The following is a 21317-nucleotide window of genomic DNA, read 5'->3' on the forward strand; positions in this document are numbered from 1 at the left end:
CCGTGAGCGACGCCCAGTCCACCCGCGAAGCGCATGGCCAGGGCCAGGACAGCTTCGCCGGTGCCGACCGGGCCGGGCCGCAGGCTCCCGCGATCCCGCTTGGCGCGGCGCATGAGGACGCGGTGCTGAGCGACGCCGACATCGCCCCGGCCGACAGCCTGCCGTCCCAAGCGCCGGGTGAAGTGATCGAACCGGGACGCGCCCTGGCCCTTGCCGATTTCGCTCCGCCTTCGGTCGGGGCGGGCGAGCGGCTGCTGCGCTTTGCCTACCGCATGGGCGTATCGGGCGCGACGCTGTCGGGTCGCTTCGGAAAGGCGGCCAAGCCGCGCCTGCTGGCGACGGTGCAGAACCCGCTGCCGGGGTCGCGCATGGGGGGGACCGCGCTGCGCGCCGGGCACTTCCAGGTCTTCGGCATGAAGGCGCCGATCGCCCAGGTCGATTTCGCCGGCGCCGCGCGCATGACCCCGCCGCTCGAACGGCTGGTCCATTCCTTCGCCTGGCTCGCCGACGTCGAGGCCTGCGGCCCGCGCGAACAGGGCGTGCCGGTTGCCGAGCGGGTTCTCGCCGCCTGGCTCGAAGCCAATCCCAGGCCGCCATCGCGCCCAGGCAAGGGCCCCGCCTGGTCGGTCGGCAATGCCGGCGCCCGGGTGCTCAACTGGCTGGTCCACGCCCCGCTGATCCTGTCGAGCAGCGAATCGGCGCGGCGCGGGCGGGTGTTCAACCATCTCGCCGAAACGGCCCGCTGGCTCGACAAGAACGTCGGCCGTGCCGACGATCTGCTGGGCGAAGTGGCCGGCTGGTGCGGCATCGTCGGGGCCGGTCTGCTGATGCCCGATGGCAAGCCGCGCCGCCTGTTCGGCGAAGCAGGACTGATCAAGGCGCTGGGCGAAATGGTCGGCGACGATGGCGGCGTGCTGTCGCGCAGCCCGCTGATGCAGATGGAGGCGATCGGCCTGCTGGTGCGGCTGCGCGCCTGCTACCAGGCGGTGCGCCGCGATCCGCCCCCGGCGCTCGAGGCGATCCTGGCGCTTCTCGTCCCGCCGCTGCTGGCCCTGACGCACGGCGACGGCGGTCTTGGCTCGTGGCAGGGCGCCTGGGCGGTCGACGCCGATGATCTTGCCGCGCTGATCGCCGCCAGCGGCGTGCGCACCCGTCCCTTGCGCGACGTGCGCCAGTGGGGCTACCAGCGCGTCGCGGCCGGCAAGACCATCCTCCAGTTCGACGCGGCGCCTCCGCCGCTGGCGAGGCACGCGCGTTCGGGCTGCGCCTCGACCCTTGCCTTCGAGCTCAGCCAGGGGCCGCACCGCATCATCGTCAATTGCGGCGGCGCGGCCTGCGCCGGCGGGCTCATTCCGGTGCGGCTCGAACAGGGGCTGCGCGCCACGGCGGCGCATTCGACACTGGTGCTCGACGATGCCAATTCGACCGCCGTGGTGATCAACGGCAAGCTTGGCAGCGGGGTCTCCGAGGTCGAGGTCGATCGCCGCGTGATCCCGGGCGAGCGGCAGGGTGGGGCGACCCGGCTGGAGGCGAGCCACAACGGCTATGCCTCGCGCCACGGGCTGATTCACCGCCGCATCCTGATCCTGCGCGACGACGGCACTGAACTGCGCGGCGAGGACCTGCTCGTCCCGCGCAGCGGCAAGGGCAAGACCGGCAAGGTCGGTTTCGCAATCCGCTTTCACCTCGGACAAGGCATCGAGTTGCGCCTGTCGGACGACGGGCAGGGGGCGGGGCTGGCCCTGCCCGATGGGACCTATTGGCAGTTCCGCGCCGGCGGCGAGGGGCAACTCGCCATCGAGGAAAGTTTGTGGGCCGACGGGCAAGGCCGTCCGCAGCCGATCCAGCAGCTGGTCCTGTCCGGCCTGGTATCGCGCGGCGGCGGCAGCTTTGCCTGGCTGCTCAAGAAAATGGGGTAATCAACGTGAGCGACGTCAAGATTCGCCGGGCACTGCTTTCGGTGTCCGACAAGACCGGTCTGGTCGAACTGGGCCAGGCCCTCAGCCGGCGCGGGGTGGAACTGGTCTCGACCGGCGGCACGGCCAAGGCGCTGCGCGAGGCGGGCCTTGCGGTCAAGGACGTGTCCGACCTGACCGGCTTTCCCGAGATGATGGACGGCCGCGTGAAGACGCTGCACCCGGTGGTTCACGGCGGCCTTCTGGCGGTGCGCGACAATCCCGAGCACGCGGCGGCGATGGAAGCCCACGCGATCGGCGCGATCGATCTCGTCGTGGTCAATCTCTATCCGTTCGAAGCCACCGTCATGCGCGGCGCGGACCGCGACACGGTGATCGAGAACATCGACATCGGCGGCCCTTCGATGGTGCGCTCGGCGGCCAAGAACCACGCCTTCGTCGCCATCGTCACCGATCCGTCGGACTATGCGACGCTGCTTGGCGAACTGGATCAGACCGACGGCGCGACAACGCTGGCGTTCCGCCGCCTGCTGGCCGCCAAGGCCTTTGCCGCCACCGCGGCCTATGACAGCATGATCAGCCAGTGGTTCGCCTATGCCGACCAAGGTCAGAAGTTCCCGCCGATGGTGTCGATGACGCGCAAGCTTGCCGGCACGCTTCGCTATGGGGAAAACCCGCACCAGGACGCCGCGCTCTATCTCCCGGTCGGCCCGCACACCAAGGGGTTGCCCCAAGCGCAGCAGGTCCAGGGTAAGGAACTGTCCTACAACAACTACAACGACGCCAATGCCGCGCTGGAACTGGCGGCAGAATTCAGCGGGCAGAAGCCGGCGGTGGTCATCGTCAAGCATGCCAATCCCTGCGGCGTCGCCCAGGCCGATACGCTGCTTCAGGCCTGGCAGGGCGCGCTGGCCTGCGACGATGTTTCGGCCTTCGGCGGGATCGTGGCGACCAACGTGCCGCTCGATGGCCCGACGGCCGAGGCGATCTGCCAGATCTTCACCGAAGTGGTCGTCGCCCCCGGCGCCGACGAGGCGGCGCGCGCGGCCTTTGCCAGGAAGAAGAACCTGCGCCTCCTGATCACCGACGGCCTCCCCGATCCGCGCCGTCCCGGCCAGACCATGGCGATCATCGCCGGCGGGATCCTCGTCCAGGACCGCGACAACGGCGCGATCGGCGAGGCCGACCTCAAGGTCGTGACCAAGCGCGCGCCCACGGCGCAGGAACTGGCCGATTGCCTGTTCGCCTGGACCGTGGCCCGCCACGTCAAGTCGAACGCGATCGTCTATGCCAGGGACGGAGTCACCGCCGGGATTGGCGCGGGCCAGATGAACCGCCGCGATTCCTCGCGAATCGCCGCGATGAAGGCGGCCGAGGCGGCTCAGAAGCACGGGTGGCCCGAAAGCCGCGCCGTCGGCAGCGCGGTCGCCTCCGATGCGTTCTTTCCCTTTGCCGACGGCTTGCTCGCTGCGGCCGAAGCGGGCGCGACGGCGATCATCCAGCCCGGCGGCTCGATCCGCGACGACGAAGTCATCGCCGCTGCAGATGCCGCGGGCCTTGCCATGGTCTTCACCGGGATGCGTCATTTCCGCCACTGACGTCACGGTTCGTCGTGCCTGACTTTCGCTTCGCCGCGCCGGCGGGCAGGACAGGTCGCTATTCACTCGACGGTAAGGCCGCGACCTGCATTGGGGCCGTCAAGCGAATCACGCGAAATCGAAAGTCGTCGTACCATGGGCCTGTTCAAAGCCGATCTGTACCGTTCCTTTGCCATCGGCTTCGTGCTGGGGGCGGCGGCACTCGTCGCGGGCACCAGCGCCTTTGCAGACGAACCGCAGGGCGGCATCGTGGCCGCGGCCCAAGCCGCCCCGGTCGTGGTCGACCACACCCGCTGATCGCCGCTTCCGGCGCATTGCCCCGTGCGGGCCTGCGCTCTATATCCGCTGCATGGCGGGACACCATCACCATCACGAACACAGCGGCGACAGCCTGATCGAAGCCGCGCGGGCCGAACTGGTCGACGCCGGCGAACAATGGACCGACATGCGCGGCGAAGTCTTCCAGGCGCTGATGGATCAGTCACGCCCGGCATCGGCCTATGACATCGCCGAAGACGTGTCCAAGGCGCGCGGCAAGCGGGTCGCCGCAAATTCGGTCTACCGGATTCTCGACCTGTTCGTGAAGACCAACCTCGCGCGCCGGGTCGAAAGCGCCAACGCCTATGTCGCCAACCCGCACCCGGGATGCCGCCACGACTGCATCTTCCTGATCTGCGACAGCTGCGGCAAGGCCACCCACATCGACGACGACCGTCTGACCGGTGCGCTGGTCAACGCCGCGCGCGAGGCGGGATTTGCCGATATCCGCCCGGTGGTCGAACTGCGCGGCCTGTGCGCCGAGTGCTCGGAAGATAGTTGAGTGTCGCGCTCAGACCGGATGGCCCGACCGCACTAACCGAACTGCGTCAGGCTCAGCAGGTTGCCGTCGGGATCGGTGAACCAGGCCACCGCCGCGCCGCCCTGGGGCGAGCGCCAGATCCCGTCCGGACCCTGGCCGAAGCCTTCGTAGATCTTGAACTCGACGCCCTTGGCCTTGAGCGCGGCGACGGTGGCGGCGATGTCCGACACGTGCCAGCCGAGCACCGTATGGCCGTGCGAGCGGTATCCTTCCACGGTGGTCAGCCGCATGGGGGTGCGGTTGCCGAGGTCGAAGGTCACCGCGTGCTCGTCCTCACCGAGCACGCGCAGACCCAGCACATGGGCGTAGAACGGCTTCGAGCGCGTCCGATCGGCGGTGATCACGAAGCCGAGCGGCTGGGCGGTGGCGGGAAGCGACATGGACAATCTCCGAAAAGGGTTCGCGGGGCACACTTCCCCACGGTGCAATCGACACCCGTGTAGCAAGCGTGTAAGGCACTGGCCATGAGCCAATCTTCGGCAACGCCGCTTCTCGACACGGTCGATACCCCTACCGATCTGCGCCGCCTCAAGCCTGCCCAGCTGCGCCAGCTGGCCGATGAACTGCGCGCCGACATGCTCTCCGCGGTCGGCCAGACCGGTGGCCATCTCGGCTCGGGTCTGGGCGTGGTCGAACTGACCGTCGCGATCCACTACGTGTTCAACACGCCCGACGACCGGCTTATCTGGGACGTCGGCCACCAGGCCTATCCGCACAAGATCCTGACCGGACGGCGCAGCCGGATGACCACGCTGCGCCAGGGCGGGGGCCTGTCGGGCTTCACCAAGCGCAGCGAAAGCGAATACGACCCCTTCGGCGCGGCGCACAGCTCGACCTCGATCTCGGCGGCGCTGGGCTTTGCCGTTGCCAACAAGCTGTCCGACCGCCCGGGGCGCGGCATTGCCGTGATCGGCGACGGCGCGATGAGCGCGGGGATGGCCTACGAGGCGATGAACAACGCCGAGCAGGCCGGCAACCGCCTGGTCGTGATCCTCAACGACAACGACATGTCGATCGCGCCGCCGGTCGGCGGGCTGTCGGCCTACCTCGCCAAGCTGGTTTCCTCGCGCCCGTTTCTGTCGCTGCGCGAAATGGCGCGCCGGTTTTCGCGGCACCTCCCCGAACCGCTGCACAAGGCAGCGAGGAAGACCGACGAGTTCGCGCGCGGCATGGCCATGGGCGGCACCCTGTTCGAGGAACTGGGCTTCTACTATGTTGGCCCGATCGACGGTCACAACCTCGACCAGCTGATCCCGATCCTGGAAAACGTCCGCGATGCCGAGGTGGGGCCGTGTCTGGTCCATGTCGTCACGCAGAAGGGCAAGGGTTATGCCCCGGCCGAAGCGGCGGCCGACAAGTACCACGGCGTCCAGAAGTTCGACGTGATCACCGGCCAGCAGGTCAAGGCCGCGCCCGGCGCGCCGGCCTACCAGAACGTTTTCGGCGAGACCCTGGCCAAGCTGGCCGACAGCGATCCCACGATCTGCGCGATCACCGCCGCGATGCCGAGCGGCACCGGGGTGGACAAGTTCGCCAAGGCGCACCCCGACCGGTCGTTCGACGTCGGCATCGCCGAACAGCATGCGGTGACCTTTGCCGCCGGTCTGGCCGCGCAGGGCATGCGCCCGTTCTGCGCGATCTATTCGACCTTCCTCCAGCGCGCCTACGACCAGGTGGTCCACGATGTCGCGATCCAGAACCTGCCGGTCCGCTTCGCGATCGATCGCGCGGGCCTGGTCGGTGCGGACGGAGCGACACACGCCGGGTCGTTCGACATCACCTATCTCGCCAGCCTGCCCAACATGGTGGTCATGGCTGCGGCGGACGAGGCGGAACTGGTCCACATGACCTACACCGCCGCGCTTCACGACAGCGGTCCGATCGCCTTCCGCTATCCGCGCGGCAACGGCACCGGCGTCGCCTTGCCGGACGTTCCGGAGCGACTGGAAATCGGCAAGGGCCGCGTGGTTCGCCACGGCAGCAAGGTCGCCATCCTCTCGCTCGGCACCCGCCTCGCCGAAGCGATGAAGGCGGCCGACCAGCTCGAGGCGAAGGGACTGTCGACGACGGTTGCCGACCTGCGCTTTGCCAAGCCGCTCGACACCGCCCTGATCCGCCAGTTGATGGCGACGCACGAGGTCGTCCTTACGGTCGAGGAAGGGAGCATCGGCGGGCTCGGCGCGCACGTCCTCACCATGGCGAGCGACGAGGGGCTGACCGATGCCGGCCTCAAGATCCGCACCCTGCGCCTGCCGGATAGCTTCCAGGACCACGATTCCCCCGACAAGCAATACGACGCCGCCGGCCTCAACGCCCCGCAGATCGTCGATGCGGTGCTGAAGGCCCTGCGCCACAACAGCGCGGGCGTGGAAGAGGCGCGGGCCTAGCTCAGCCGATCCACCGCCAGACCCCGGCCGGCAGGCCGATCAGCCAGCCGTGGGCCCAGGTGGCGGCGAGCCACAGCGCGGTGCCGGCGAGCCACGGCACGGCGCCGGCCTTCGCCAGCCCGCCGAGGCGCGGGGCGTAGCTGGTGCGGCTTTCCCAGCCCTGCCAGGCGGCGCCCATCAGCACGGCCTTCTTGCCGTCCTGCAGCCGCGAGCCGATCAGGGCGAGTGCGGCCATGGCAAGGCTCAGCACGATGACGCGCGGGGTGGGGCTGACCAGCACGTGGGCCGCGCTCCACAGCGCGAAGGACCACATCATCGGGTGGCGGGTAACATGGAACACGCCGTGCGGGCCGCGCCGTGCAAGGTCGTCCGCACCGGGTGCGGGAAGCGCCGGATTGCCGGCGAAGGACCCGGCCAGCAGAACCGAAGCGACCAACATGATCACGCTCGCAAGTATCCAGGGCGCGTCGCCTTGGCCGTTCCAAAGCGCGCCGCCCGGATCGGCGGCGCGGAAGGCCACGATCACCCAGGCGAAGGTCGCCAGCGCGACGAGCGAATAGAGTGCCTGAAAGCCGGTCGGTCCGGCCGCCTTGACCAGCGGTGCGCGCAGCGGATGCGACAGGGCGAAATGCGTGCCGACAAAGGCCAGGTTGGCCCCGATCAGCGCGGCCAGCGATTGGTCCACGGTCCGTCTCCCCATGTTAACGTCGTTAACAAGGCGAGACCTATCACATCCGGTCGCGCTGGCAAGACCTACCAGTCGTAGGCCTTGGGCAGCGATCCTTCCTGCGGCGTCAGATAGCGGTCGCGCAGGCGGCTCTGGTGGGTCTGCAGCGGCTGTTCGACCCCGTCGATGAACACCTTGACCACTCCGCTCGTCACCTCGAGCGGGTCGCCGCTCCAGATCACCACGTCACCGGCGCGGCCTGCGCGCAGCGATCCGATCCTGTCGCCCAGGCCCAGCGCCTCGGCCGGGCCCGAACTGATCGCGGCAAAGGCCTTGTCCCAGGTCAGACCGATCGCGCGCGGCACCCGCGTCAGCGCGACGAGGTTGCCGCCGTATTGCGCCAGCGTCGGCGAATTGCCGTCGAGCTTGCCGACCGCGACCCGGACCCCGGCGGCGGCCATGCGGCCCATGTTCGACTGCGTAGCGCCCAGGGTCTCGAACTGGTCAGGAAGATCGTTGAGCGGGTCGGCGAAAACGGGCACCCCGGCCGCGGCGAGGTCGGCGCTGGCCAGCCATCCCTCGGCCGCGCCGACGATGCCCAGCTTCAGGGCGGGGAAATCCGTCTTGAGCGACAGGATCGCCCGGATGTCGGCGGCTCGCTCGGCGTGGACCAGCAGCGTCTGGCGCCCGGTGACGACCGGCACCAGCGCGGCGGCATCGCGGCGGGTCAGCAGCACGTCGTCGCGCCGCGGTCCGGTGGGGGCGAGCGCGATCTCGCGCGCTTCGTCGAGCGCGTTGCGCAGCACCGAATAGGTCGAGCTGCGGCTGCCACCGGCAAGGCGGGCGCCGGCTTCGCCCATCTCGACATACTGGAAGGCGCGCGCCGCGGTGATCGGCCGCGGATCGCTGCCCAGATCGATGACCGCGCCCTGGCCGCCGAAGATCGCATCGGTGCCGAGCGGCGCGACGAAGGCGCGGGTCACGCCGTTGGCGCGGGCCACGGCGATCGGCTGGGCCGCCGGGTTGATCGCCGCCGAAATGTCGAGCGCGGCGTTGAACGGCGATTTCGCCGCGCCGCTGTCGTTGCTGGCATCGACCGCGCCGACGTCGACCAGGCCGAGATCGGTGATCGCCAGCACCAGTCCGGGGGTCACCCACTTGCCGCCCGCATCGACGACCTTGACGCCCGGCGGCACGGCGACGCCGGCCCCGGCGGCGACGACCTTGCCCGCGCGGACGACGACGGTTCCGCCGTCGATCGGCGCGGTGCCGTCACCGATGACCAGCCGCGCGTTGGTGATCGCCATATCCTGCGCCTGCGCGGCAGTGCCGGCGAGCAGTGCGGCGGCAAGGCTCAAGCCCAGACGGCGGATCATTTCACGTCTCCTTCACCGACCTGGCCCAGTTCGAAGTCGGCCACCGGACGGCGCTTGGAGTCCATCGCGTCGAACAGCAATGCGCCGTCGACCCAGACCTTCTCGGGGCGGCTGTAGCTCGACAGCGGATTGCCGTTCCACAGCACCATGTCGCCCATCTTGCCGGGCTCGAGGCTGCCGGTAAGCTTTTCGACGCCTATCGCCTTGGCCGGGTTCAGCGTGAACCAGCGCACCACTTCCTCGTCGGAAATCGCGATCCCGGCGCGCGCGGCCGAGCCTTGCGCCTTGGCCGCCTCCTGGTTGAGGCGCTGGATGCCGTTCTTGTCGTCCGAATGGATCACCACGCAGGCCCCGGCCTTGTAGAGGATGCCCGCGTTTTCCGGCACCGCGTCGTAGCTTTCCATCTTGAAGCCCCACCAGTCGGCCCAGATCGCGCTGCACACGTCGTTGGCCTTGAGCAGGTCGCCGATCTTGTAGGCCTCGACCGCGTGGTGGAAGGCGGCGACCTTGTAGCCGGCCTCCTTGGCCATATCGAGGACGAGCGCCATCTCGTCGGCGCGGTAGCAGTGGTTCTGGACGAGGATCTCGCCGTCGAGCACGCCGGCCAGCGTTTCCATCGCGATGTCGCGGGTCTCGAGCTTTCCGGCCTCACGCTTGGCGCGGTATTCCTTGGCCTTGATCCACATCGCGCGGTTGGCGGCCATGTTGCCCATCCGCGTCGAGGGGAGCTGGCCCTTGCCGCCATAGACCCGCTTGGGGTTCTCGCCGCAGGCCATCTTCATGCTGTAGGGCGCGCCGGGGAACTTCATCCCCTGCGGCGTGCGGGCATAGACGTTCTTCAGCGTCACCGAGCGTCCACCGACGAGATTGGCGGAACCGGGCAGGATCTGCAGGCTGGTCACCCCGCCGTTCGCCAGCGCACGGGCAAAACCGGGGTCCTGCGGCCAGACCGAATGCTCGGCCCAGACCTGCGGCGTGGCCGGCGCGGTCGCCTCGTTGCCGTCGGAATGCGAATCGACCGCCGGGCTGGGATAGACGCCCAGATGGCTGTGCGCGTCGATCACGCCGGGGGTGACGAACTTGCCGCGGCCGTCGATCCGCACCGCATCGGCCGGCACGTCGAGATCGGCCAGCGCGCCGCCGACGCCCGCGACCTTGCCATCGCGCAACAGCACGACGCCATTGTCGATCCGCTTGCCCGTGCCGTCAAACACGGTGGCGCCGGTGATCAGGGTCGTGTGACCGGGATAGGGCCGGTAGGTGCTGGGGAAGGGGTTCTTGTCGAAATCGCGCGCGGCGCTTGCTGCGGCGTTTTCGTCCTTGTCCTTCTTGTCCCTGGCGCCGGCGGGCGCAAGGGCGATAGCCAGGCTGAGCGCCACGAAGGCGCCCAGCCGGTCCGGCCGAACCGATGTCATGTCAGATGCTCCCCGTTATGCGTTCGTAGCGGTCAGTTGCGCGGCAAGGATCCGGTCGTCGCCTCGCCCTCGCCGCCGCCATAGACGCGGGCCTGTTCGTCCGGTGTCACGCGGTCGTCGAGCGTGTCGAGGTGCATCCAGCGCTTCACGAAGGGCGAGACCAACAGCACCACGACGCTGACCCCGATCGCGATCCAGCCGATCTTGGCGTAGATCTCGAGCACCAGTTCCTTGCTCATCTCGCCGCCTTCGCCGCCGGTCGCCTCGCCGATCTTGCCGGCCACGAAGTTGCCGACCGCGGTCATGTAGAACCAGGCACCCATGACGAAGCTGGCAAGGTGCAGCGGGGCCAGGCGCGCCATGGCCGACAGCCCGACCGGCGAAAGGCAGAGTTCGCCCGTGGTCTGCAGCAGATAGATCAGGAAGACGAAGATCACCGGGGTGAGCACCTCGGGGCCGACGCTGTTGGCGCCCCAGACGAAAACCAGGAACGACAGCCCGACCTGGGTCAGGGCAAGGCCGAACTTGGCCGGGGCCGACGGTTCGAGCCCCTTGCGGCCCAGCCATTGCCATAGCGCGGCGAACAGCGGCGCGAGCAGCACGATGTAGATCGGGTTGATCGACTGGAACAGGCTGGTCGGCACCCCGCCCTTGTCGACGTAGCGGTCGGTATAGAGGTTGAGGCTGCCGCCGGCCTGCTCGAACAGGCCCCAGAACAGCGGGTTCAGCGCGATCAGGAACAGCATGGCGAAAATACGCTCGCGCCCTTCCTTGGGCAGCTTGAAGGCCTCCAGCAGGGTGTAGCCGAGCATGGCCAGGCCCGAGACGATCAGCAGGTTCTGGATGACGCTCTGATACTGGATCAGGCCCCAGCACACCGCGACCGCGCCCACGCCGATGGCATAGAGCGAGAACTCGCGGCTCCTGGCCAGCGCTGCCGGCGGCTCGCCACGCCCCTTCAGGGCCGGCTTGCCGATCACGAAGATGATCAGGCCGATGATCATGCCGATGCCGGCCATGCCGAAGCCATAGGCCCAGCCGATCGTTTCGCCGAGGTAGCCCACCAGGATCGTGCCCAGCGCAGCGCCCACGTTCACGCCCATGTAGAAGATCGTATAAGCGGCGTCGCGGCGGGTGTCCTTCATGCCATAGAGCTGGCCGACGATCACCGAGATGTTCGCCTTGAGGAAGCCCGAGCCGACGATGATGAAGGCCAGCGCGGCCCAGAACACGTTGATCGCCGGGTTGTTCTGGCCCAGCGCGGGATTGCCCTCGACCGCCATCAGGCCGTGGCCGATCGCCAGCAGCACGCCGCCGAAGAACACCGCCTTGCGCTGCCCCAGGTAGCGGTCGGCGAGGATTCCGCCGAGCACCGGCGTGATGTAGACCAGGGCGCCGTAGGCGCCGTAGATCAGGTTGGCCTTGCCGTCGTCGAACAGCCAGTGCTTGGTCAGGTAGAGCACCAGCAGCGCACGCATGCCGTAATAGGAGAAGCGCTCCCACATTTCGGCGTAAAACAGCACGAACAGGCCGCGCGGATGGGCGGCGAACTCGTCGCTCTTGCGGGCTGCGATCATCCCGCCCACTGCCAGTACGGCAAAGAGGCAGACCGCGGCGATGGCTGCAATCCAGTCGCCTTCGGTCCAGGTGGCCATATCCTTCATCAATGCGATCCCTTGTCCCTGGGCTGCGGCCTGTCTGAGGCCTGCAATCATGGCGCGGGAGACTAGCCACGATTTTGCGGCTGTGAAGGGAAATTCGCCGCGAGTTTACGATTATTGCTATTCCTTGTGACAAGTGCATGACGCTTGCCTGCCGCGCTGTATTATGGCAGTCAGTCACCATGGCACCCAGCGGCAGACCCGTTTACCTCAAGCTGCGCGACATTATCGCCGCGGCAATCATCGACGGGACTTACCCTGAAGGCGCGATGCTGCCGTCGGTCCGCAGCTTTGCCGCCGACCAGGGCGCCAACCCGTTGACCGTGGCCAAGGCCTATCAGCAGTTCCAGCTCGACGGGCTGGTCGAAGTGCAGCGCGGGGTCGGCATGTACGTCGCGCGCGGAGCAGCCGAACGGCTGCGCAACAGCGAACGCGATCTCTTCCTGGCGGAGGAATGGCCGGCGCTGCGCCGGCGGATCGGCCGGCTGGGCCTTTCGGTGGACGATCTGCTAAAAGAAAACGTCTAGGAATCGATAGTTACGCATTGCGCACTTTGACACGGTCTGTCATTGTCCGTCGTGCAGTGCCGCTTTATCCGGGTCGGGGGTAGCGCCGCAAATACTGCAGACGCATTTTGCGTACGGGCATCATCTCCCGGGGAGGGCGTGCGATGATCAGATCCGAATTGCTGGCCGAGCTGGCCAGGGAAAACCCCGGCCTGAAGGCCGACGAAATCGAAAAGGTCGTGAACGTCTTCTTTGACGAGATCGCGGGCCGGCTGGCCAAGGGCGGCCGGGTGGAACTGCGCGGCTTCGGCTCGTTCTCGACGCGGGAGCGCGACGCCCGCAAGGGGCGCAATCCGCGCACCGGCGAAAGCGTCGACGTGCCGGGCAAGCACGTGCCCTATTTCAAGCCCGGCAAGGAAATGCGCGCGCGGCTCAACACCGATTGACGCGATCCTAGGGCACTCTGCCTAGGTCCGGCTAACCAACCGGTCAACGTGGTCGATTTAGTCTTCGGTTCCAGCGGCTTGCCTGCCGCGACTGGAGAATGAACCATGCATGCCCTAGCCGACCTCGCCGACCAGGCCGAGCACGACGAACGCCTGCCCGGCGAATCCCGTACCGGACCGCGCGTCTCCCTTCTGCTGCGGGCCGCCAAGCTTGTCAGTCCGACGGCCGAATTCCTCTGCATCCTGCGGGACGTGTCGACCAGGGGGCTCAAGGCGCGGCTGTTCCACCGCCTTCCCGACGAGCGCCCGCTCAAGCTCGAGCTAGGCAACGGCCAGCGTTTCAGCGTCGAACCGGTGTGGGAAAAGGACAGCCATGCCGGCTTCCGTTTCCTCCACGATAACGTCGCCGTGAGCGAACTGGTTCGCGAATCGACGCCGTTCCCGCGCCGTTCGCTGCGGCTCAAGCTCGACCGCGATGTCGTGGTTCACGACGGCGAGCGCCAACACGCCGCGCGTCTCTGCGACATCTCGCTGCTCGGCGTGCTGATCGAGACCGCCGCCACGCTGCCGCTGCGCAAGGAAGTCACGATCGACCACGGTCGCATCGCCCTAGGCGCCGCGCGGGTGCGCTGGCGGAGGGGCCGGCTGCATGGCCTGGTGCTGCAGCGAAGCCTGACGATCGAGCAGCTAGCCATGCTGATCGCCCACGTCCACCAGGTCGGCGACGATGGCGCCCTGGCCCCGCTGGCGCTCGACTGACGCACCCGCTCTGGACAAGGCGGGCCCCTTTCGTCACAGCCGACAGCCTTCGCTGCGGGCGTGGCGGAATGGTAGACGCCGGGGACTTAAAATCCCCTGAGCCTTGCTCGTGTGGGTTCGAGTCCCACCGCCCGCACCAGCTTGACCCCGAGCGTCGCGTTTAAGCGCGCCTGTTAACCGCTCATTAGCCAATTTCCTTCACTCCTGCCCATGACTGCAATCGGGGGCACACGGGTGAGCAATTCCTTTTCGAACAGCGGCGCCGCTGCGCCGCAGGTTGATGTGGCAATCATCGGCGCCGGCCCGGCCGGGCTCACGGCCGGCTATCTGCTGACCAAGGCGGGCCTGTCGGTCGCGATAATCGAGAAGGACGAGACCTACGTCGGCGGGATCAGCCGCACGGTCGAACACGAAGGTTACCGCTTCGACATCGGCGGGCACCGGTTCTTTTCCAAAAGCCAGCAGGTCGTCGATCTGTGGAACGAGATCCTGCCCGACGACTTCATCCAGCGCCCGCGGATGAGCCGCATCTATTACGAGGGCAAGTTCTATTCCTATCCGCTGCGGGCCTTCGAGGCGCTGTGGAATCTCGGGATCTGGCGCTCGACCCTGTGCATGGCGAGCTTCGCCAAGGCGCAGGTGTTTCCGAACAGGCAGGTGAAAAGCTTCGAGGACTGGACCGTCAACCAGTTCGGCTGGAAGCTCTATTCGATCTTCTTCAAGACCTATACCGAGAAGGTCTGGGGCATGCCCTGCGACGAGATGAGCGCCGACTGGGCGGCCCAGCGGATCAAGGGGCTGTCGCTGTGGGGCGCGGTGGTCGACGGGCTCAAGCGCTCGCTCGGCCTCAACAAGCGGCCCAACGACGGGCAGGAAGTGAAGACCCTGCTCGAAACCTTCCGCTATCCGCGCCAGGGCCCCGGCATGATGTGGGACGCGGCGCGCGACAAGATCCTGGCCTCCGGCAAGGGCGAAGTGCTGATGGGCCACGCATTGAAGCAGCTCGCGGGCGACGGCCAGGGCGGCTGGCGCATGACCGCGACCGGCCCCGATGGCGAAGCCGTGATCGCCGCACGCCACGTCATCAGCTCGGCGCCGATGCGCGAACTGGCGGCGCGCCTGCACCCGCTGCCCGACACCAGCCTCAACGCCCAGGAACTGCGCTACCGCGACTTCCTCACCGTGGCGCTCAAGATCCGGGCCGACGACCTGTTCCCCGACAACTGGATCTACATCCACGACAGCAAGGTGAAGGTCGGACGCATCCAGAACTTCCGTTCGTGGTCGCCGGAAATGGTGCCCGATGAAACGGTCGCCTGTGTGGGCCTCGAATACTTCTGCTTCGAAGGCGACGGGCTGTGGTCGATGGCGGACGACGATCTCGTCGCGCTCGCCACTCGCGAACTGGTCCAGCTCGGCCTCGTTTCGGCCAGCAACGTCATCGGCGGCGCGGTCGTGCGCCAGGAAAAGGCCTATCCGGTCTATGACGCGGACTATGCCAGCCACGTCGCGGCGATGCGCCACGAACTCGAGGCGCTGTACCCGACGCTGCACCTTGTCGGACGCAACGGCATGCACCGCTACAACAACCAGGACCATGCGATGATGACCGCCATGCTGACGGTCGAGAACATCAAGGCCGGTGAACGGGTCTACGACACCTGGTGCGTCAACGAGGATGCCGAATACCACGAGGCCGGCGACGAGGGTGCGACAAGTGTCCTGCCCGCCTCCCCGCGCCGCGAGGTCAGCGACGACCAGGCCGCCGCTCTGGCATCGGTGCGCGAGGTTCCCGAACGCATCGCTCCGGCCAAGCGGCGCGACGCGGCCTGACCCGGACGCCCGCCGTGCTGCGCCGTGCCGCCGATCTGGTCCTGCTGCGGTATCTCCTTGCCAGCGTGCTGGCACTGGGGGTGGACGTCGGCACGTTCGTGACCCTGCTTCATGGCGGCGTTTCGCCGACCCTCGCCGCGACGGCCGGCTATTCGCTGGGCATCGTCGCGCACTGGCTCCTGTCGAGCCGAGCCGTCTTTACCGAGGGCGTCGCCGAGCGCGGTCCCCGCCGCACCCGCCAGAAGGCGCTGTTCGTGCTCTCCGCGCTGGCCGGGCTGGGCGTCACGACGCTGATCGTCGGGGGCGCCAGCACGGCCGGCCTCGACCCACGGCTCGCCAAGATTTTCGCGATCGGCGTCAGTTTCACCCTGACCTGGCTGCTGCGCAAGGCGGTGATCTTCCGCGCCGTCGCCCCGGCATGATCGCCGGCGATCCGGCTGCCACCGGCCGGCCCGGCCTGCTGGGCTCGGTCTGGCCCTTCTGGGTGCTGTTCAGCGCGATCTACCTGATGCTGCGCTGGCCCTTCGTGGCGACCGGGCGGTTCATCGATCCCGACGACGAACTGCGCCTGGTCCAGATGCGCGACCTGCTGGCCGGACAATCGTGGTTCGATCTGCACCAGTACCGGATCGATCCACCGGGCGGCGTGGTAATGCACTGGTCGCGGCTCGTCGATGCGCCGCTGGCCGCCGTGCAACTGCTGCTGCGGCCGCTTCTCGGCCCGGCCCTGGCCGAACAGATCGCGACGGTTATCGTGCCGCTCGGTACCTTTGCCGTCATCCTCTTTCTCCTTTCCCGCCTCGCCGCGCGCCTCGTCGACCGGGATCTGGCCGGCTATTGCGCCGTGATCGCGGGCGTTTCCTTCCCGCTTGCCAGCCAGGTCCTGCCGACGCGGATCGACCATCACGGCTGGCAGATCGCCGCCGCTCTCGCCGCGCTGCTCGGTTTGGTCGATCGTGCGCCGCGGCGCGGCGGCGCTCTGGCAGGCCTTTCCATTGCCGTCGGCATGGCGATCAGCCTCGAACTGCTGCCGATCGCAGCGCTGTTCGGCGCCGTCCTGTTGCTGCAGGCCCTGCGCGGCGCCGAGGGGCGCGAGCGGATCGGGGCGTTCCTGCTCGCGGTCTGGGCCGGGTCGGTCACCGCCTTCGCCCTTACGCGCGGCACCGATCTGACCAACTATTGCGATGCCGTGTCGCCGGTCTATCTCGCCGCCATGACGATCGTCTGCGCGGCAGGCAGCAGCACCGCGGTTTTCCCGCGCCTGACGATGCCGGCCTATCTTTTGATCCTTGCGGCATCGGGCGGCCTTGCGCTGGCCGCGATCGCCGCAATCAACCCGCAGTGCCTTGCCGGGCCGTTCAGCAGCCTCGACCCGCTGCTCGGAACGCTGTGGTACGACCGCGTCGCCGAAGGCCGCCCGCTGTTCACCATGAATGGTGTGCTGGTCACCCAGTGGCTGGTCCCGCCGCTGATGGGTCTTGGCGCCGCGCTGGTCCTGTGGCGCCGCGCGAGCGGTGCCGACCGCGCGCTGTGGCTGGATTACGCGCTGGTTCTTGCCGGAACGGTCCTGCTAGGCGTGGTGGTGACCCGGTCGATGGCGCTCGCCGCCGCCTTCGCGGCGGTCCCGGTCGCCTGGCTGGTGCGCGACGCGGCGCAGAACCTGCCGAAGCGGCGCGGCATCGGTCAATGGGCCATGTCACTTGCCGTGCCGGTCCTGGCGATCATGCCGGCCCTTCCCGCCCAGTTCGCGCTGACCGGCGTGGAAGCGCTGTCCGCCGCTCCGGCCAAGGCCACGGCCGGCGCCCAGCCCAGGGCCGGGAACGCGCCGCTCCAGGCCCAGGACCTCGCCGCGATCGGCAACCTGCCGCGCGCCACGATCTTCGCCACCTTCGACATCGGGCCGACCCTGCTGCGCACCACGCACCACAGCGTCGTCGCCACCGGCCATCACCGCGGCGCTGTGCCGATGCGCGATGTAATGGTGGCCTTCATCGCCGATCCGGCGGCCGCGCGACACATCGTCGTCCGGCACAAGGCGCGCTACGTGATCCTGGCCCCGGACCTTCCGGAGATATCGAACTACCGCGAGTTCGCGCCCCGCGGTCTGGCCGTGCGGCTGGCGGACGGTGAGATACCCGACTGGCTGGTCCCGGTTCCGTCGGCGACCACCGCGCGGGTCAAGACCTTCGCGGTGCGCTACTAGGCGTCAGAACTTCTCGATCGTGGTTTCCAGCTTGCGGAAGCCGTGGACGAAGTTGGCTCGCACCCGTTCCACCTGGCCGGTGACGTGCACGCGCATCCGGCGCTTGTGCATTTCCTCCAGCAGGATCTTGAGCTGCAATTCGGCCAGCCGCGCGCCGACGCAGCGGTGGATGCCGTAGCCGAAGGACAAGTGCCGCCTCGCGTTCTCGCGCGTGAGGATCAGCTTGTCCGGGTTCTCGAACACCGTCTCGTCACGGTTGGCCGAGAGGTACCACATGATGAGCTTGTCGCCCTTCTTGATCTCGTTCCCGAACAGGTCGGCGTCGGCCGTGGCGGTGCGGCGCATGTGCGCCAGCGGCGTGACGTAACGGATGCATTCCTGCACCCCGTTGGGAATGACCGAGGGGTCCTTCTCGAACAGGTCGCGCTGGTCGGGGAACTTGTCGAGTGCGTGGACGATGCCAGACATCGTGTTGCGTGTGGTGTCGTTGCCGCCGACGATCAGCAGCACCAGGTTGCCCATGAACTCCTGCGGACTCATGTGGTTCATTGCGTCGGAATGGATCATCATCGAGATGAGGTCGCGGCTCGGGGCCGCGCTCGCCCGTTCCATCCACAGCCGCTGGAAGTAGTGCGCCATTTCGAGCAGGATCTCGTGGCGAACGTCGATCAGCTCGCGTGCCAGGCCCAGTTCGACGTCGCCCGCCCAGTCCGACCAGTAGGTCAGCAGGCGGCGATCCTCCCACGGGAAGCCGAACAGGATCGCCAGCATGCCGGTGGTCAGTTCGATCGAGACCTTGTCGACCCAGTCGAACTGCTCGCCAAAGGGCAGCGTGTCGAGCGTGGCGGCGGTGCGGGCGCGGACCTCCTCCTCGAGGAAGGCAATCTCGCCGGGGGTAAAGGCCGGGGCAACGGTGCGGCGCTGGCCGGTGTGCTCGGGCCGGTCCATCGCGATGAACATCGGCAGGCGCCGTTCCTCGAGCCGTTCGGGAGTGATGTCCTCGGGCGGATCGCCGATGGTGATCCCGCCGTAGAGGTAGGACGAGGAATAGAGTTCGGGCAGCGATTCCACGTGCTGGATCGTCTTGACCGTGGTCACGTTCCAGAATGCGCCATAGGGGCTTTCGTGGACCTTGTTGACCGGCGCCTTGGCCCGCATCTCGGCAAAGATCGGCTGCCAGCGATCCTCGAGATAGATGTCGCTGCGGCTGACGTCCCACTTTTCCGTGTGATGCGGCAGTTCCTGGCCGTGCTCCTTCAGCCAGGCGTCGAAGGCCTCCATCGCGCTGGGCGAACGGCGATAGGTGATCGGCGGAAGCGGGGCAGTCGCTTGGGTGGCCATGGGATGTCCTCTCGTGATCGTCGATCGCGCGATCCGTTTCTGTAAAGGACTTATCCCGCCGAACTTACCCGTGAGTCAATAGGCCCGCAGGACCAAGGCGATCAGCCCACCGGCTGCATCGCGCGGTCAGCCCGGCGGCCGAACCAGCGGCGCTTGCGAACGCCTGCTGGGCCGCTTTTCATCACCCATCTGCGGAAGAGTTTCGCGCCCAGGCGGACCAGCAGCGCGACGCAGAACACCTGCCATGCAATGCCCAGCGCGTGCGGCCACAGGGCCGGATCCTGCGCCGCGCGGGCGATCATCGTGAAGGGCGAGGAGAAGGGGATGACCACCCCGGCGATCTCGGCCGCGCTGCCCGGTTTCGACATGGCCCAACTGGCGAAGAAGAAGTTGAGCAGCTGGAGCATCGACACTGGCATCGACAGGGTCTGCACCTCGCGCACCGTGGTCGCGAGCGAACCGATTGCAAGGAACAGCGATCCCAGAAGCAGGTAGGCGAGCGAGAAATAGGCGACGGCCAGCGCGAAGAAGGCCGGCCAGCCGACCGCTGGAGCGGGCACGGAACCCAGCCCCTGGCCGGCGCCCGAAAAGATCGCCGCCAGCATCAGGCCCCAGACCGACAGCCCGACCCACGACACCGCCAGCATGGCGAACAGCTTGCCCAGGAACACGGCGTCCATGGGGATGGCCGCGGCCAGAACCTCGATGATCTTGTTGCCCTTTTCCTCGACCAGGTTGGACAGGACCATGCCCGCCAGCAGCATGGTCAGCAGGAACAGCACGACCTGGCCCATCTGCGCCGTGATCACCCGGCTGCGGTTGGTGTCAGCCTTGCTGCCGGTCAGCTTGCCCAGCGTGACCGTCGGATAGGTTTTCGGACCAAGGCCCGCGGCTTCGGCGGCGATCAGTTCGATCTCGCCCTTCCAGTGCTCGACCCGGTCGACCGGGCCGGTCAGCACCGGGGCCTGGGGCGATCCAGTTACGATCGCGCCGAGGTTGGCCCTGGAATCGCGCATCGCGGCGGCCGGATCGAACGCTTCGCCCGGCTCAAGGCGCTTGACCTCGACCAGGTCGGGCAGGCCATCCAGCCGCCCGGCCAGTTCGTGGCGGGCGCGGGTCATGGCGAGGATATCGAATTCGCTCATCGCAATGCCGAGCTTAGCCGGCTCCACGTTCTGCTGGACCCTGGCGCCGATTCCCCCGGCAAGGCCGCCGACCAGCAGCGGGAACAGCGGCCCGAGCAGGAAGAAGATGAAGCTGCGCGAAAACAGGATCGCCACGAAATCGCGCCGCGCCACGACATAGGCTGCGGCAAGGGTCGACAGGCGTCCGCCCTGGGTGCGGCTCATCGGGCGGTCTCCTCGGGCTTGTCCTCGTCGAGCGCGCGGGCCGCCGCCTCGCCGGCGATGGCGACGAAGGCGTCGTGCAGGCCGGCGCGTTCGATCGACAAGGACTGGATGCCGGCCTCGCCCTCGATCAGCGCGCGCAGCAGGGGCTCGATCCCGCTATCGGGCAGCGAGAACAGCCACAGCGATCCTTCGCGCCGGGCGTCGGCGGGAATCGCCGCGCGCCATGGCCCGTCCTGGCTGCGCGTTTCGAGACGGACCTGGGGACGGATGCGGTCGCGCGCCGCATCGACCTTGCCGGCAAAGGGCACCTTGCCCCCGGCGATGATCGCCACTTCGTCGCACAACCGTTCGGCATGGGCGATGACGTGGGTGGAAAAGATCACGGTGGTGCCTCTCGCGGCGAGTCCGCGGATCATCTTTTCGAGCTTGCCCTGGTTGAGCGCGTCCAGGCCCGAGAACGGCTCGTCGAACACGACCAGCCGCGGGTCGTGCACCAGCGTGCCGAGCAACTGGACCTGCTGGGCCATGCCCTTGGACAACTGGCGGATCTGGCGGTCGATCGCATAGCCCAGGCCATGTTCCTCGAGCAGCGCCTTGCCGCGCCGGCGCCCCTCGGCCAGCGGAAGGCCGCGCAACGAGCCGAGGAAGGCGATCGCCTCGTAAGCCTTCATCGCCGGGTAGAGGCCGCGCTCTTCGGGCAGGTAGCCGATGGCGTGGGCCACTTCGTGCGGGCGGTCGTGGCCGAGCACGCGGCGCAGCCCCTCGTCAGGATCGATGATGCCCAGAAGCATGCGCAGGGTGGTGGTCTTGCCCGCGCCGTTGGGGCCGAGGACGCCGTAGATCGAGCCCTCGGGCACCGACAGGTCGACCCCGCCGACCGCAGTGAAGCCGTCAAACCGCTTGACCAGGCCGCGCGCCTCGATCGCCAGCGGGCGCCCGAGTCCGTCCAGCGGGCTCTCGGCCTGCGCGTTGCCCGCGATCGGTCCTTCCCCTAGTTTCAT

At 68.0% G+C, this 21317-nt stretch carries 19 protein-coding genes and 1 tRNA gene; 12 read left to right on the plus strand and 8 right to left on the minus strand.

All coding sequences use genetic code 11. The features are described from left to right. The first annotated feature begins 2 nt into the window (after nucleotides 1–2). The 4 genes from B0I00_RS13805 to B0I00_RS13815 all read left to right on the plus strand — a co-directional run bounded on the left by B0I00_RS13805 (nucleotide 3) and on the right by B0I00_RS13815 (nucleotide 4334). Nucleotides 3–1919, plus strand: a complete 1917-nt coding sequence (locus B0I00_RS13805) for a heparinase II/III family protein (RefSeq protein WP_100867987.1) — start codon at nucleotides 3–5, stop codon at nucleotides 1917–1919. 5 nt (nucleotides 1920–1924) lie between these two features. Further along, nucleotides 1925–3514: a bifunctional phosphoribosylaminoimidazolecarboxamide formyltransferase/IMP cyclohydrolase gene (gene purH / locus B0I00_RS13810; protein ID WP_100867988.1), complete on the plus strand. Its 1590-nt coding sequence runs from the start codon at nucleotides 1925–1927 to the stop codon at nucleotides 3512–3514. Nucleotides 3515–3649: 135 nt separating this feature from the next. Beyond that, nucleotides 3650–3811 (plus strand): hypothetical protein, encoded by a 162-nt coding sequence (locus B0I00_RS17080; RefSeq protein ID WP_157812577.1) that lies wholly within the window; start codon nucleotides 3650–3652, stop codon nucleotides 3809–3811. A 52-nt stretch (nucleotides 3812–3863) separates the two neighbouring features. Continuing rightward, the gene (locus tag B0I00_RS13815; RefSeq protein WP_100867989.1) at nucleotides 3864–4334 is read left to right on the plus strand and encodes a Fur family transcriptional regulator; all 471 of its coding nucleotides are present in this window, start codon (nucleotides 3864–3866) and stop codon (nucleotides 4332–4334) included. 32 nt (nucleotides 4335–4366) lie between these two features. Here B0I00_RS13815 and B0I00_RS13820 read toward each other — a convergent pair whose 3' ends face one another. Then, nucleotides 4367–4753: a VOC family protein gene (locus tag B0I00_RS13820; RefSeq protein ID WP_100867990.1), complete on the minus strand. Its 387-nt coding sequence runs from the start codon at nucleotides 4751–4753 to the stop codon at nucleotides 4367–4369. A gap of 84 nt (nucleotides 4754–4837) precedes the next feature. Here B0I00_RS13820 and dxs point away from each other — a divergent pair, with 84 nt between their 5' ends. Next, nucleotides 4838–6760: a 1-deoxy-D-xylulose-5-phosphate synthase gene (gene dxs / locus B0I00_RS13825; RefSeq protein WP_100867991.1), complete on the plus strand. Its 1923-nt coding sequence runs from the start codon at nucleotides 4838–4840 to the stop codon at nucleotides 6758–6760. Nucleotide 6761: 1 nt separating this feature from the next. Here dxs and B0I00_RS13830 read toward each other — a convergent pair whose 3' ends face one another. The 4 genes from B0I00_RS13830 to B0I00_RS13845 all read right to left on the minus strand — a co-directional run bounded on the left by B0I00_RS13830 (nucleotide 6762) and on the right by B0I00_RS13845 (nucleotide 11882). Then, a complete protein-coding gene (locus tag B0I00_RS13830; protein ID WP_232730252.1) occupies nucleotides 6762–7445 on the minus strand; it encodes an NnrU family protein in 684 nt (227 codons plus the stop codon). Nucleotides 7446–7513: 68 nt separating this feature from the next. Then, entirely contained in the window at nucleotides 7514–8803 is a 1290-nt protein-coding gene (locus B0I00_RS13835) for an amidohydrolase family protein (RefSeq protein ID WP_198519256.1), read from the minus strand. Next, a complete protein-coding gene (locus B0I00_RS13840; protein WP_100867993.1) occupies nucleotides 8800–10218 on the minus strand; it encodes an amidohydrolase in 1419 nt (472 codons plus the stop codon). The genes B0I00_RS13835 and B0I00_RS13840 overlap by 4 nt, the downstream gene beginning before the upstream one ends. A 32-nt stretch (nucleotides 10219–10250) precedes the next feature. After that, nucleotides 10251–11882 carry a peptide MFS transporter gene (locus B0I00_RS13845; protein ID WP_100867994.1) on the minus strand — a complete coding sequence of 544 codons (1632 nt, stop codon included), beginning with the start codon at nucleotides 11880–11882 and terminating at the stop codon, nucleotides 10251–10253. Between the two features lie 179 nt (nucleotides 11883–12061). Here B0I00_RS13845 and B0I00_RS13850 point away from each other — a divergent pair, with 179 nt between their 5' ends. The 7 genes from B0I00_RS13850 (at nucleotide 12062) to B0I00_RS13880 (ending at nucleotide 17626) form a co-directional block, all read left to right on the plus strand. Next, nucleotides 12062–12406 carry a GntR family transcriptional regulator gene (locus B0I00_RS13850; protein WP_100867995.1) on the plus strand — a complete coding sequence of 115 codons (345 nt, stop codon included), beginning with the start codon at nucleotides 12062–12064 and terminating at the stop codon, nucleotides 12404–12406. Nucleotides 12407–12549: 143 nt separating this feature from the next. Continuing rightward, the gene (locus B0I00_RS13855; RefSeq protein WP_100867996.1) at nucleotides 12550–12831 is read left to right on the plus strand and encodes an integration host factor subunit beta; all 282 of its coding nucleotides are present in this window, start codon (nucleotides 12550–12552) and stop codon (nucleotides 12829–12831) included. 105 nt (nucleotides 12832–12936) lie between these two features. Continuing rightward, nucleotides 12937–13590, plus strand: a complete 654-nt coding sequence (locus B0I00_RS13860; protein ID WP_100867997.1) for a PilZ domain-containing protein — start codon at nucleotides 12937–12939, stop codon at nucleotides 13588–13590. Nucleotides 13591–13644: 54 nt separating this feature from the next. After that, nucleotides 13645–13729: transfer RNA gene (locus tag B0I00_RS13865), tRNA-Leu, on the plus strand. Nucleotides 13730–13824: 95 nt separating this feature from the next. Continuing rightward, nucleotides 13825–15423: an NAD(P)/FAD-dependent oxidoreductase gene (locus B0I00_RS13870; RefSeq protein ID WP_232730253.1), complete on the plus strand. Its 1599-nt coding sequence runs from the start codon at nucleotides 13825–13827 to the stop codon at nucleotides 15421–15423. Between the two features lie 14 nt (nucleotides 15424–15437). Next, on the plus strand, nucleotides 15438–15845 hold the full coding sequence (locus B0I00_RS13875) for a GtrA family protein (RefSeq protein ID WP_232730254.1): 408 nt from the start codon (nucleotides 15438–15440) through the stop codon (nucleotides 15843–15845). Next, nucleotides 15842–17626 (plus strand): hypothetical protein, encoded by a 1785-nt coding sequence (locus B0I00_RS13880; RefSeq protein WP_100867999.1) that lies wholly within the window; start codon nucleotides 15842–15844, stop codon nucleotides 17624–17626. The genes B0I00_RS13875 and B0I00_RS13880 overlap by 4 nt, the downstream gene beginning before the upstream one ends. A 3-nt stretch (nucleotides 17627–17629) precedes the next feature. Here the strand turns inward: B0I00_RS13880 and B0I00_RS13885 are convergent, their stop codons facing one another. From B0I00_RS13885 to B0I00_RS13895, 3 genes are all read right to left on the minus strand, one after another. Next, the gene (locus tag B0I00_RS13885; protein WP_100868000.1) at nucleotides 17630–18967 is read right to left on the minus strand and encodes a cytochrome P450; all 1338 of its coding nucleotides are present in this window, start codon (nucleotides 18965–18967) and stop codon (nucleotides 17630–17632) included. 101 nt (nucleotides 18968–19068) lie between these two features. Further along, nucleotides 19069–20316: an ABC transporter permease gene (locus B0I00_RS13890; RefSeq protein ID WP_100868001.1), complete on the minus strand. Its 1248-nt coding sequence runs from the start codon at nucleotides 20314–20316 to the stop codon at nucleotides 19069–19071. Further along, complete coding sequence (locus tag B0I00_RS13895; RefSeq protein ID WP_100868166.1) at nucleotides 20313–21317, minus strand: ABC transporter ATP-binding protein; 1005 nt, start codon at nucleotides 21315–21317, stop codon at nucleotides 20313–20315. The genes B0I00_RS13890 and B0I00_RS13895 overlap by 4 nt, the downstream gene beginning before the upstream one ends.

The organism is Novosphingobium kunmingense, assembly GCF_002813245.1.
GTDB classification, from domain to species: domain Bacteria; phylum Pseudomonadota; class Alphaproteobacteria; order Sphingomonadales; family Sphingomonadaceae; genus Novosphingobium; species Novosphingobium kunmingense.

What these genes read in the sequence shown, in the direction of transcription:
- B0I00_RS17080 (WP_157812577.1), top strand. Translation starts at nt 3,650, where the DNA reads ATGGGCCTGTTCAAAGCCGATCTGTACCGTTCCTTTGCCATCGGCTTC.
- B0I00_RS13815 (WP_100867989.1), top strand. Translation starts at nt 3,864, where the DNA reads ATGGCGGGACACCATCACCATCACGAACACAGCGGCGACAGCCTGATC.
- B0I00_RS13820 (WP_100867990.1), bottom strand. Translation starts at nt 4,753, where the DNA reads ATGTCGCTTCCCGCCACCGCCCAGCCGCTCGGCTTCGTGATCACCGCC.
- dxs (WP_100867991.1), top strand. Translation starts at nt 4,838, where the DNA reads ATGAGCCAATCTTCGGCAACGCCGCTTCTCGACACGGTCGATACCCCT.
- B0I00_RS13835 (WP_198519256.1), bottom strand. Translation starts at nt 8,803, where the DNA reads ATGATCCGCCGTCTGGGCTTGAGCCTTGCCGCCGCACTGCTCGCCGGC.
- B0I00_RS13840 (WP_100867993.1), bottom strand. Translation starts at nt 10,218, where the DNA reads ATGACATCGGTTCGGCCGGACCGGCTGGGCGCCTTCGTGGCGCTCAGC.
- B0I00_RS13845 (WP_100867994.1), bottom strand. Translation starts at nt 11,882, where the DNA reads ATGAAGGATATGGCCACCTGGACCGAAGGCGACTGGATTGCAGCCATC.
- B0I00_RS13850 (WP_100867995.1), top strand. Translation starts at nt 12,062, where the DNA reads ATGGCACCCAGCGGCAGACCCGTTTACCTCAAGCTGCGCGACATTATC.
- B0I00_RS13855 (WP_100867996.1), top strand. Translation starts at nt 12,550, where the DNA reads ATGATCAGATCCGAATTGCTGGCCGAGCTGGCCAGGGAAAACCCCGGC.
- B0I00_RS13860 (WP_100867997.1), top strand. Translation starts at nt 12,937, where the DNA reads ATGCATGCCCTAGCCGACCTCGCCGACCAGGCCGAGCACGACGAACGC.
- B0I00_RS13880 (WP_100867999.1), top strand. Translation starts at nt 15,842, where the DNA reads ATGATCGCCGGCGATCCGGCTGCCACCGGCCGGCCCGGCCTGCTGGGC.
- B0I00_RS13885 (WP_100868000.1), bottom strand. Translation starts at nt 18,967, where the DNA reads ATGGCCACCCAAGCGACTGCCCCGCTTCCGCCGATCACCTATCGCCGT.
- B0I00_RS13890 (WP_100868001.1), bottom strand. Translation starts at nt 20,316, where the DNA reads ATGAGCCGCACCCAGGGCGGACGCCTGTCGACCCTTGCCGCAGCCTAT.
- B0I00_RS13895 (WP_100868166.1), bottom strand. Translation starts at nt 21,317, where the DNA reads ATGAAACTAGGGGAAGGACCGATCGCGGGCAACGCGCAGGCCGAGAGC.